Genomic DNA, 12533 nt, shown 5'->3' on the forward strand with positions numbered 1-12533 from the left:
ACCCGCGCCGCATACGCACACGCCAGATCCGCGGTCAACGGCCCCATCGACCACCCATCCGCAGCAATATGATGCAACACCAACACCAACACCGACTCGAGATCCCCGTACGGGACGACCGCGGCATGCACCGGCGGATCAACCGCGAGGTCGAAGACGTGCGTGCTCGCCCTTGCCACCATGGCATCAGCCTGCTCAGCAGCGCACTCGAGCCACGACGCCGTCAGTGAGCCCGGACCGCCCGGGAGTATCCGCTGGACAGGCTCTCCGTCCACCGTGGGGAACACCGTGCGCAGCGCCTCGTGCCGATCCACCACATCGGACAGCGCGGCATCGAGCGCCTCCCGGTCCAGCCGGCCCTGGATCCGCGTCACCAGCGGCACCGTGTACGTCGAGCTCGGGCCTTCAACCCGGTGCAGGAACCACAGCCGCCGCTGCGCCGGAGACAGCGGCAGGAGTACTCCGGGCCGCGGCTCGATTCGGGTCGGCCGCGCACGGGAGCCCGCCGATGTCGTGTCGAGAAAGGCCCCGACTCCGGCAACGGTCGGCGCGTCGAACAGCGTCCGCACAGCGAGGTCGGCCCCGAGCAGAGTACGAATCCGGTTGATCAACCGAGTGGCAAGCAGGGAATGGCCGCCCAGTTCGAAGAAGTTGTCGTGCACCCCGACCTGCGCGACACCGAGGACGTCGGCGAACACCCCGCAGAGAATCTCCTCGGCAGGTGTACGTGGGGCGCGAGAGCCGGCGCGAGCAGCGAAGTCGGCCTGGGGCAGGGCCCGTTTGTCCAGCTTTCCGTTGGTGGTCATTGGCATGTGGTCGACCACGACGAACGCGCTGGGAAGCATGTGGGCCGGTAGCAGCCGCCGCAGGCGGGCTTTGGCGGAGGCGACGAGCTCGGCCTCCTCCAGACGTCGCAGCGGATTGTTGGTGTACGAGTGCGGCGCCGACGACTGGTCGCGTGGTACGTACAGCTGATCCACTGGAGTAGGTCGTGCCGGATCGTGGAACAGTGCGTCCATGCTGCCGTCGTCGGCGGTGCCTGCCCAGGTGGTGAGGACCGCGAAGCCGAACGACTCGCCCAGAGCGTGCAGTTCTTCGGGATCGGGCGCGGTGCCCGGAGCAGTCAGCAGAACGGCGGCTTCGGCAGGCGAGGCGCCGGCATCCAGCGCCCGGCGCGCGCTGATCTCCCCGTGCAGCCGACCGTTGGGTATCCCGAGCACGCGGACCGGCGTGACGGGACCGGCGGCCAGAACAGCCGCGAGCTGATCGCGCGTGCTGATCTCGGTGCCCCAGCGCAGTTCATGGTGAGCAGGCTCAGCGATTGCCGCGACGGGACCCCGGCGCAGTACCACGTCATAGCGGTGACGGGTCAACTCATTATGCAGTGTGCCGCGTTGCAACTGTATATCCACGGCGTCGATGCGAGGGTCGGTGCGACGGATCGCGGCGAACATGTCCGGGTCGACCAGCAGTTCCTTCTCTCCTGCTGTGAGTTGGTCGACCGTACGTGCGATCGACGCCGGGTCGGCCGGCAATTCTTTGGCGGTCAGCGCGATCGCCGTGTGCAGGGTTCGCATCAGGCGCAGGTTGCGCAGATCGCCCAGGAACAGTCGGCCGCCCGGCGTCAACAGCCCGAGAGCGGTGCTGATGACCCCGACCAGGTACTCGGCACCGGGGAAGTACTGCGCCACCGAGTTGACGACCACGGTGTCGAAGTACTCCTGGGGCAGGTCATCGAGTTCGTGCGCGCCCGCGGCGTGCAGCCGCACCCGGCCGGCCAGTTCCGGGACCTGCGCCACCTTCCCGGACAGGTGGGCCACAACCACAGGGGACAGATCGGTGCCCCAGTACTCCTGGCAATGCGGCGCGGTGCGGGACATGATCAGGCCGGTGCCGACCCCGATCTCGAGCACCCGCGCGGGCTGGGCCTCAAGTATCCGGTCCACTGTGGCCTGACGCCACTCGCGCATCTCCTCATCGCCCATGGGTTCCCCGGTATAGCTGCTGGTCCACCCGGAGAAGACATCGTCGAGACCCTGGTCGTCGATGGTGCGGTAGTGGGCGTCGCTGACCTCGCGCCACTCGTCGACCTGCTGTCCGGCGCGATCGGTCTCAGCACCGGAATCACCGTCGGGTACGAGGTAGGCCACCAGTCGCTTGTCCCCGCGGTCGTCCTGCTGGACGAGTACCGCGGCGCGATCCACCCCTGCCACCTCGGCGAGCGCGACCTCCACCTCGCTGGGCTCGATCCGGAACCCGCGGACCTTCACCTGGTCGTCGGTGCGGCCCACATACTCGAGGCGGCCCTGATGGTTCCAGCGCACCAGATCGCCTGTGCGGTACATGCGCTCGCCGGGCGCGCCGAACGGGTTCGCCACGAACCGTCCCGCGGTCAGACCCCGGCGATTGAGGTAACCTCGCGCGAGTCCGGGACCGGCTACGTAGAGCTCCCCGGCGAACCCGGGTGGCAGTGGGCGCAGTGCCTCGTCGAGCACGAACACACGAGTGGCCTCGATCGGCCCGCCCACCGTGACCGGCTCCCCGGCCGCGAGTGAACCGCTGGCCGCGGACACCGTGGTTTCGGTGGGGCCGTAGGAGTTGATCAGCCGATGCGTTTCCGACCACCGGTCGACCAGAGCCGGTGTGCAGGCCTCGCTGGCGGTGATGAGGGTGGCTCCCGCCGGGAACGCCTCGGTCGGCAGAGCCGAAAGCAGGGACGGCGTGACGGTCGCGTGTGTGATGTCCCCGGCGGTGCTGCCTCCGGTCAGTAGCGCCTCGGGATCGCCGACTACGAGGGTGCCGCCGCTCAACAGGGCCATCATGATTTCCCAGACAGAGCCGTCGAAGGCGATGGAGGCGAGTTGCAGCACGCGGTGGCTGGCGTCGGAGCTGACATAGCGCCGGTGCCGGTGTACCAAGCGGGACAGGCCGGTATGCGCCAGTCCGACACCCTTCGGCGTACCGGTGGAGCCGGACGTATAGATCACGTATGCCAGCTGGGTGTGATGCCTGGGCGCCGAGTGTTCCGCGTCGTCGAGATTGCCGGCCGGATAGCCGGATACGTCCACATCGGCGAGCACTACCTGGTTCCTGCCGGGCAGCCGGGCGGCTTTGTCCACCAGGGTCAGCAGCGGCTCGGTGTCGTCGAGCACGAACTGCTTGCGCGGCAAGGGGTACGCAGGGTCGACAGGGACGTAGGTTCCGCCCGCCTTGGTGATCGCGAGCAGCGCTACCACCAGGTCGATGCCGCGGCCCATCGATACCACTACCGGCACGTCCGGGCCGACCCCGCGGCCGACCAGGAACCGCGTCATGCGATTCGCTCGCTGGTTCAGCTCGTGGTAAGTGACCTGTTGCGAGCCGTGCTCGACCGCAATCGTGTCGGGGTGCTGGGATGCCTGCTCTTCGAACAATTGATGCAGCAGACGAGGTTCGACATCAGGCAGGCCATGCCATTCGCCCAATACGCCGCGGCGCTCGTCGGGATGGAGCAGGTCCAGCCGCGCCAGCGGCTCGTCGGGTGAGTCGACCAGCCGCGGGAGTATGGTCGCCAGGCGGGCCCCCACGCTATGGACGCTCGGTCCAGCCAGGCCACCGCCGTGCAGGTCCATGCGTCCGGGCCGGTCCGGGCGCAGCACGCCCACCAGCATGTGGCGCCCCCGCTCCGCTACCTCACCGGTAGTGATGAGGACATCGGTGAGCGCGATGCCGTCCGTGGTCACGGTCGGCGCGGATGCCTCGTGTCCTTGGATCCGGCGACGCTGCGCGCGCAACGCGGCCAAGACGTCCACAAAGCCCATGTCCGGGCCGGGCGTCAGCACCAAGGGGACCGCGCCGGCCGTGCCGTCGATCAGGTCGACGACCACCGTGCGTTGACCGAGCAGGGCGCCGAGTACGATGCCGAGCGCGGCGGATACGACCGACGCGGGTGTGCAGCCGACCAGCTCGCCCAACTCCGCGAGCCCTTCGGGCACGTTCACGCCGGCGATGTCGTGATCACCGTCAGGAACCGGACTCAGCCGCGAGACCAGTGTGGGCTCGGCGACCGGAGTCAGCTCGGTGCGCCAGATCTCGATGCCGTCCCGCTGTTCGACAGCGGGCGCCGGCGCTGATGCCGATGTCGCGGATCCGGGGACGAGACCGATCGCGGTGTCGCGCTTGGTATGGGCAGCGCTCGACATGCATTCTCCTGGTCTGACTACGGGAACGGGAGTCCGCAACGTGATGTGCCCGATGGGAGAGCGACCAGGGGCGTGCTGTCGCAAGGCGCCGCGGCGGACGATCCCGACAGTAGGGACGTAGCGTCGGGCCTCCAAGAGTTTGCAGTGTTATGACAACTAGCTGACACCCGGAGTGCGGTGCTGGCTGCCCGGTATTCTGCGGCTCCCGCGGGAGGCAGGAGTAATCGTCACCTTCCTGACGGTTCGCCTCCGGATCCGCGCAAGGTCCGCAACTTTGCGCGAATGTGGTCGCGTCGATGACCTCTTACGACGAAGTCTCGTCGGTTCTCCAGTTCTTTCATTCCGCCGGGACCGGTGTGTGCCGTGGGTCCGGAGCCGCAGACCCCGAGGAGGGTGGCCGATGTCCGAGAGCGACGCACGCGACGGTGAAGGCGAGGCGATGACGACCGAGAAACGGAGCGACCCGGTTCCGCTGCGCCGGAACCGGGGCTTTCAGCTGCTGTGGACCGGTTCGGCGTTCTCGACGCTTGGACTGGAGACCGCCGACATGGCGTTTCCGCTGCTCGTGCTGGCTGTTACCCGGTCGCCTGCGGCTGCGGGAATAGCCGGCGCGGTGCAGATGACCACCGCCCTTGTGCTGGGGTTGCCGGCCGGTGAACTGGCCGACCGTTTCGACCGGCGGGCGCTGCTGCTCGTCGTGGAGTCGTTGCGCGCGGTTGCCATCGGCAGCATCGTCCTGGCGCAGGTGACGCACCACCTTGTGCTGGCCCATCTGCTGGCCGTCGCCTTGGTCATGGGTGCGATGCGACCGCTCAGCGCCACCGCACGGATGCTGCTGATCCGTTCGGTGGTGCCGCCTGAGCAGTTGACCGCCGCACTGACCAGGGAAGAGGTCAGGATCAGTGGCGCTTCGCTGGCCGGTCCTCCACTCGGCGGCATGCTGTTCGCCCTTGGGCGTGTGGTGCCGTTTCTGGTGACCACACTGACTTTTGTGGTGTCGATCTCCTGTGTGTCGCTGATGCGATCGCAGGCCGCCGCAGACAAGGCAGACAAGGCAAACGAGGCCGACCGGACGCAGCCGGATGCTTCCTCGGCTGTGCGCCGGATGCTCAGCGGAACAGTCGTCATGTGGCGGAACCCATTGCTGCGCAGGACCACCTTGTTCACCGCTGTAATGAACGCGGCCAGTGCGCCGGTGGTGTTGATAGTTGTGGTACAACTGCAACACCAGGGAATTTCCTCGGGGTTGATCGGTGTGGCGACTGCGGGTCTGGCGCTCGGTGGGCTCGCCGGTGCCGCGCTCGTCACACGGTTGCACCGGCTTTCCCCGGCCACGCTGATGCTCGGACAGGCCGGTTCGGTGGCCGTTCTGCTCTGTCTGCTCGGCCTCTCACTGGGCCCGTGGTGGGCTGCCGCCGTGCTGTTCCTGCTCATGCTCGGTGTCCCGGCGATGCGGGTACTGGTCGACATCGTGATGTTCCGTCAGGTTCCGGACGAACAGCGTGGCCGCGTGGTCGCGGCAGTGATGACCCTGTGGGGTCTGGGAGCCGCTGCGGGCACGCTGCTCGCCGGGGTCCTGCTCGACTTCGTGTCGCCGCTGGCCATACTGATCGCTATCGCGGCTGCGCTCGGCGTAGTGTTCTGCCTCGGACTGGCCAGCGGGGCGTTTCGCGCAATGGCGTGGCCCACCGAGGCGGCGGCATCAGATCACTGAATCAACTCGCTCATCGGCGACAACCGTCGCCCGATGTCGGTCAGGCCCAGTTGGGAGACTCGCATGCCTGCCTCGAATCTGGATGTCACATCGAGGGTCTTGAGAATGTTCGCGACATAGCGTCGGTAGGTGCGAACGGAGACCCGCATCTGCCGTGCGGCGCACTCGTCCTTCATCCCCGTGCACAGCTTCTCCAGAACCTCGGCGAGCGGGCTCGGCCGCAGCAGAACCGGAACCGCCCGGCTGACCAGCCTGAAATCCACGGCCAGGTCGCGGAGGCCGTCGTGCATTCGGTGCAGGGCCCGAACCGTTTCCGGTGACCGGACCACCAGGCCCTGCTTCGGGCAGGTGGGGGAGGTGTGCAACAAGGCTGAATCGGTGCCCACCACAGCAATGGTCGGTAAGCTTCGTGGTAGCAGCCGCACATCGGCGCCGGCGCCGACGAGCACGGCCAGCCGCTGTAAGTCCGGACTTCGCAGTGCCGCAAGGTCGTGGTGCAAAATAGTCAGCTGGTGACCGCGGGCGAGTACCTCCCGGCACAGCAGGTCCACTGGATCGGCCCCCATCTGGTGTGCGATGTCGTCGAGAGACCCGCAGATGACTTGGACCGGCAGACTCCGTTCCGACCCGCTCCTCATGAGTCGGCTCAGCAGCATGGGGAATTGGCTGGGTTCCACTGATGTCGCGGACGTGAATCGCTCGCGCCGGGAGGTTATCAAGGCATTGAGCAGGAGAAGGCGTGCGCCTTCGATCGCAGACTCGATTTCGGACGTGCCCGAGTATTCTGGCCCGCGCACGCCCAACGGTCTCGGCCGCTCGGGAAGGACGACCGGATCTGATTCGTCTAATAGCATTTCATCAACCCTTCCGTGTTTCTTAATTAATTCCTTGTAGCCACATCTCTTTCTTGCGGCCTTATGCCGGACGGTCGCCGACGTGAGGTGGAGGTCACTGTAACCTGAACCCGCTCCGGCGTGGAGGAACTCTGAGTGGATGCTTGGGCCTGGGGTTCCATGGTGGCTCGTCGATGTTTTTTTGTGGTTGATGGGTGGAATATTCACTATTCTCACCGTGCAGGTGGCACTGGACGTATTGGGTGAATCCGCTCAGCGGCGGCCATCAGGTGCGGTGGTCGGCGTACGGGCCCGGCGTGGCCGCTCGATCCCGCCGGCCCGGCGCGTAGCCGATGAGTCCGGCAGTCCGATTGTCCACTTCCTGTAAACACACTGCGGAGACACGCGCCACGGGATCCGCTAAACACCCCTGCCCGGCGCGCCGTAAGCCATCTACCTGACAGGTGCGAGTTCTCGTGGTCGCTTGCCCGGGCGCGGGCGCGGCTTTTAGGCTGTTGCCAGATTTTGTTCCGCCCTCTCCTGCATTATTTCTTTCCTTATTGCCTCGTCGCTGACAGGCTGTCCCGATCGCCAAGGAGATGAATTGATGAATCCGTTCGACGATGACAGTGGACTTTTTAAAGTTCTGGTCAACGATGAGGGTCAGCACTCGCTATGGCCGTCGTTCGCGGACGTCCCTCAAGGGTGGCGAGTGATGCTCGATGACACATCCCGTGCTGACTGCATCGACTACGTGGAAAGCAATTGGACCGATATGCGTCCGGCCAGCCTGATCCAGGCCATGAATCGGGCCGAGCACGAGCCGTCGGTCGGCTCACCGGCTTCATGAACACGGACACCGCGGCCCTCACCACGACCACGTCCGGCCTGGCCGCGACGATGATGCTGGAGGACCTTCACGGCTCGCTGGGCCATCCACTGGCCGAGTCGATGAACTTCCTCAACGAGGTCGCCCAGCGGTACCCGGACGCGATCTCGTTCGCGGCCGGCCGGCCCACCGAGCAGTTCTTCGGCATCGACGCGGTACACCGTTACCTCGACAGGTTCCGCGAGCATCTGCTGGCCGTGTTCGACGGCGATGAGGTGCAAGTCCACCGCGAGATCATGCAGTACGGCCGGACCAAGGGCATTATCCACGACCTGATCGCGCGCAACCTGATGGTCGACGAGAACATGAAGGTGGACCCGGAATCGATCGTTGTCACCGTCGGCTGCCAGGAGGCGCTGTTCCTGACACTGCGCGTGCTGCGACGCACCTCTGACGACGTCATGCTCGCGGTGAGTCCGAGCTACGTCGGCGCGGTGGGAGCGGCACAGTTGGTGGACATGCCGGTGCTGCCCGTGGCCAGTTCCTCGGAGGGTATCGACTTCGATGATCTGGTGCGCCAACTCGACATGGTGGCTGCCACGGGCCGACGGGTGCGAGCTCTTTACGTGGTCGCTGATTTCGCCAACCCCTCGGGCGTGAGCCTGGACCTCGACGCGCGCCTGCGCTTGTTGCGGCTGGCTGCTGAGCACGACTTCCTCCTGCTGGAGGACAATCCGTACGGGCTGTTCACCGCGGACGGCGAACCGGGCCCACCGACGCTCAAGGCGCTCGACTCCGAGCGGCGAGTCGTCTATCTCGGCTCATTCAGCAAGACCGCTCTGCCCGGCGCGCGGGTCGGCTATGTCGTGGCCGACCAGAGAGTCTCCGCGGCGGACGGCCGAGAAGAACTTCTTGCCGACCAACTCGGCCGGATCAAGAGCATGCTCACGGTCAACACCTCACCATTGGCGCAGGCGGTGATCGGCGGCAAGCTGCTGGAGCACGACTTCAGCCTGCGCGCCGGAAACGTCCGCGAGCAGCGGACCTACCGTGACAATCTGCTGCAGATGCTGGATGGACTGCGCGACAGATTCCCACCTGGTCGGTATCCCGAGGTCACTTGGAATGTGCCCACCGGCGGGTTCTTTCTCGTTCTCACCGTGCCCTTTGCGGTGGACGACCAGGTGCTTGAGCACTCCGCACGGGCGCATCAAGTGCTGTGGACCCCGATGCACCACTTCTACGGGGACGGCGTACCGGTCAAGCAGATCAGGCTGTCGGTCAGTCATGTCACTCCCGCTGAGCTCGACGCCGGGCTGGACAACCTCGCGGCCTTCCTCCGCGAGTACCGCGATCACTGACCCATTGCCTCAAGTCAGCGCGAGGCCGTAGGAGAGGGTTGTCATGTATCCGCTGTCGCCGGCGCAACGCCGATTGTGGTTCGCACACCGGCTTGAGGGGCCGAGCGCGACATACAACATCCCAGTGGTGACATGCCTGCGCGGTGACCTCGATCTGTCCGCCCTGCAGGCGTCGTTGAGGGATGTAGTCGACCGGCACGAGGTACTGCGAACCGTCTACCCGGAGCAGGCCGGCGAGCCGGTCCAGGTGGTGCTGCCCCCCGCGCAGTCGCAGGTTCGCATCGGCACCACCTGGTGCTCGGCCGGTGATGCCGGTCGTGTCGTGGCCCAACAGAGCCGGCACACGTTCGATCTTGCTGCTGACCTTCCTGTGCACGCGCACGTGGTGCGCACCGGCGACATCGACGCATTTTTTGTGCTGGTGCTGCACCACATCGCCGCGGACGGCTGGTCCATAGGGCCGTTGGCCACCGACCTGGCGCATGCGTACCGGGCTCGGACCGTCGGTCACGCGCCGACATGGGAGCCGCTACCGGTTCAATACGCGGATTACACGTTGTGGCACCACGAGTTGCTGGGAGAGACGTCCGATCCGGACAGCGAGATATCCCGCCAACTCGGCTACTGGCGCGAGACACTGGCCGGGATGGTCGAGGAACTCCCGCTGCCGAGGGATCGCTTACGTCCGGCCCGCCCCACGTTTCGGGGTGACTCGGTGACCTTCCACATCGAGACGAGCACGATCGGACGGCTGCGAGAGGTCGCCCGGGCCCATCACGCCACCGTGTTCATGGTGGTGCAAGCGGCGCTCGCGGCCTGCCTGACCCGTCTGGGGGGCGGCACCGATATTCCGCTGGGAACGGTTGCCGCAGGCCGTACGGAGGAGGCGCTCGACGACCTGGTCGGCTTCTTCGTCAACACCCTTGTGCTGCGCACCGACACCTCGGGCAACCCCACTTTCGAGGAGTTGCTCGACAGGGCCCGGCACACTGCTCTGTCGGCATACGCACACCAGGACGTCCCCTTCGACCGCCTGGTGGAAGACCTGCAGCCGGCCAGGTCTCCGGCCTCCCACCCGCTGTTCCAGATCCTGCTGACGTCGGCAGCGGGTGGACAGGAATGCCTTGCGCTGCCAGGGCTGGAGTGCACACCGTCGGCGACCGGCCTGCATATTGCGAAGTTCGACCTCGATGTCGCCGCGGTCGAACTGCCCGAGGGGCTCGACATCGTGGTCGGCTATGCCGTCGACATTTTCGACCATGACACGGTGCGGTTGCTGGGTGAACGGCTGGTCCGCATGCTCACCGCGGTCGCCGACGACCCAGCAGCGCGGATCAACGATCTCGAACTGCTGACCACCACGGAAAGGGAGCAGCTGGGGCGGTGGGGCCGCAACCAGGCAGATGCGGGTCCGGCCACGGTGATCGACGCTTTCACGGCAAGTGCCGACGCCGAGGCCTGTGCCACAGCCATCGTGCACGGCGACACGGTCCTGACCCGGACCGAACTGGATGACCGGTCGACCCGGCTGGCCGCTGGGCTGGTGGCGCGCGGAGTCGAGCCGGGCACCGTAGTGGCTGTGATGCTGCCGCGGTCCGCGGACACGGTCGTAGCGCTGCTCGGCGTGCTCAAGGCAGGCTGTGTCCACCTCACCATCGATCCGACGGCACCGGTCGACCGCACTCGGTGGATGTTGGCGGACAGCGGGGCCGCCGTCGTGCTGACCGACGCCGCGAGTCGGGATCTCGGCACAGGTCCGGCGCCGGCGCTGACACTCGACGAGGTGATCAGCTCAGCCGGAAGCGAACGGGCAATAACCCTTTCTCCCACGGATGCCGCCTACACGATCTACACCTCCGGATCGACCGGGCGCCCCAAAGGCGTTCTGGTGCCGCACAGCGCGTTGGCCAACCTGCTCCAGCACCATGTGACCACCACGCTGCCGCCCGTAGCCGACGGTGGCAGGCTGCGCGTGGGGCTGACCGCGGCCATGGCGTTCGACGCGTCATGGGATCCGCTTCTGTGGATGATCGCCGGCCATGAACTGCACCTGATAGATGACGACACCCGCCGCGATCCGGCCATGCTGGTCCAACATGTGAGGGACGCACGCCTGGACGTGCTGAGCACCACACCCTCATTCGCCGGACCGCTGATCGAGGCCGGACTGTTCGACGGTGAGGAGCGCCCGCGTATGTTCGTGGTGGGCGGCGAGGCGGTGGGCGAAGACCTGTGGTCGCAACTGTCGGACCTGCGTGACGTAGTGGCGTACGACTTCTACGGGCCGACCGAGACGACCGTCGACGCCACCTTCGCCCGGATCGACGGCACCAGGCCCAATATCGGTGGACCGATCCAGAACGCCCATTTACAAGTGCTCGACCCGGCGCTGCGACCGGTGCCGCCGGGCGTGGTGGGCGAGTTGTACGTGGGAGGCCCCGGCGTCGCCCTCGGCTATGTCGGCCGGCCGGCCGCGACTGCGACCCGGTTCGTTGCCGACCCGTTCGGTCGGCCGGGTGCACGCCGGTACCGCACCGGTGACCTGGTGAGGTACCGACCGGACGGCGCGTTGGAGTATGTCGGGCGAGCCGACGACCAGGTCAAGATCCGCGGTTTCCGGATCGAACCGGGTGAGGTGGAAGCGGCGCTGGCCGCAGTGGACGGCGTCGATCAAGCCGTAGTGGTCGGGCGCGAGGACCGACCTGGCGACCGGCGGCTCGTCGGTTACGTCACCGGCGCGGTCGACCCGGACAAGGTGCGGAGCGCTCTCACCGAGCGGTTGCCCGAATACCTTCTCCCGTCCGCCGTCGTGGTGCTGGATGCCCTGCCACTGACCCCGCACGGAAAGCTCGATCGCGCTGCCCTGCCGATGCCTGACCGCGGGGCCACCGGCCGAGGCGCGCGCACTCCGCGTGAAGAAATGCTGTGCGGGCTGTTCGCCGAAGTGCTCGGTGTCACCGAGGTGGGCATCGATGACGGATTCTTCGAGTTGGGCGGCCATTCCCTGCTGGCCGTCAAACTGGTGAACCGGATCCGGGCCGTGCTCGGCCTCACGGTCGATCTGCGTACCGTATTTGAGCACCCGACTGTGGCCGGGATCGGCCGGTCCGCGCGGGCCGGTGATCCCGGAGACCGCCCCGTGGTGTCGGTTCGTTCGCGTCCCGCCCAGCTTCCGCTGTCTCCGGCGCAACGTCGGCTGTGGTTCCTGCACCAAGTCGACGGCACTGCCGCGACCTACAACATGTCCCTGGTGACCAGGATGTCCGGGCAGGCCGATCCGAGTGTCCTGTCGGCCGCGCTGTCCGATGTGGTGGACCGGCACGAGGCGCTGCGCACGGTGTTCCCCACCGTGGACGGGGAGCCTGTACAACGTGTACTGATGCCACGTCGGGTATCTGTCACGACCACCTCCTGTGCGCCCTGCGACGCCGACCGGATCATTGCTGAGCACTGCCTCCATCAGTTCGACCTCGCCACTGACATCCCGATCCACGCGCATCTCGTGGTGAGCCCGGAGGATTCGGTGTTGGTGTTGGTGTTGCATCATATTGCTGCGGATGGGTGGTCGATGGGGCCGTTGACCGCGGATCTGGCGTGTGCGTATGCGGCGCGGGT

6 protein-coding genes are annotated in these 12533 nt (G+C 66.6%); 4 read left to right on the forward strand and 2 right to left on the reverse strand.

Features of this window, described 5'->3' with window-relative positions; genetic code table 11:
* The coding region (locus ACIPEK_RS45170; RefSeq protein WP_402008592.1) for an amino acid adenylation domain-containing protein at positions 1–4181 on the reverse strand (4181 nt) is incomplete at its 3' end.
* A 400-nt stretch (positions 4182–4581) separates the two neighbouring features.
* Here ACIPEK_RS45170 and ACIPEK_RS45175 point away from each other — a divergent pair.
* Positions 4582–5895, forward strand: coding sequence for an MFS transporter (locus ACIPEK_RS45175; protein ID WP_402008594.1), 1314 nt, complete (start codon positions 4582–4584; stop codon positions 5893–5895).
* On the opposite strand, the gene ACIPEK_RS45180 is transcribed toward ACIPEK_RS45175, so the two are convergent.
* Positions 5889–6692 (reverse strand): hypothetical protein, encoded by an 804-nt coding sequence (locus ACIPEK_RS45180; RefSeq protein WP_402008596.1) that lies wholly within the window; start codon positions 6690–6692, stop codon positions 5889–5891. The two genes, ACIPEK_RS45175 and ACIPEK_RS45180, sit on opposite strands and share 7 nt — an antisense overlap.
* A 640-nt stretch (positions 6693–7332) precedes the next feature.
* On the opposite strand from ACIPEK_RS45180, the gene ACIPEK_RS45185 reads away from it, so the two are divergent.
* The 3 genes from ACIPEK_RS45185 to ACIPEK_RS45195 all read left to right on the forward strand — a co-directional run.
* The gene (locus ACIPEK_RS45185; RefSeq protein WP_362212638.1) at positions 7333–7578 is read left to right on the forward strand and encodes an MbtH family protein; all 246 of its coding nucleotides are present in this window, start codon (positions 7333–7335) and stop codon (positions 7576–7578) included.
* Entirely contained in the window at positions 7575–8918 is a 1344-nt protein-coding gene (locus ACIPEK_RS45190; protein ID WP_402008597.1) for a PLP-dependent aminotransferase family protein, read from the forward strand. The genes ACIPEK_RS45185 and ACIPEK_RS45190 overlap by 4 nt, the downstream gene beginning before the upstream one ends.
* A gap of 43 nt (positions 8919–8961) precedes the next feature.
* Positions 8962–12533 (forward strand): amino acid adenylation domain-containing protein (locus ACIPEK_RS45195; RefSeq protein ID WP_402008599.1); only part of this gene is annotated, 3572 nt, incomplete at its 3' end.

This window comes from Streptomyces sp. NPDC088246 (assembly GCF_044741025.1).
Lineage (GTDB): Bacteria > Actinomycetota > Actinomycetes > Streptomycetales > Streptomycetaceae > Streptomyces.

Bases quoted from the DNA above. Each gene is read 5' to 3' on its own strand.
- ACIPEK_RS45190 (WP_402008597.1), top strand. From the start codon at position 7,575: ATGAACACGGACACCGCGGCCCTCACCACGACCACGTCCGGCCTGGCC.
- ACIPEK_RS45175 (WP_402008594.1), top strand. From the start codon at position 4,582: ATGTCCGAGAGCGACGCACGCGACGGTGAAGGCGAGGCGATGACGACC.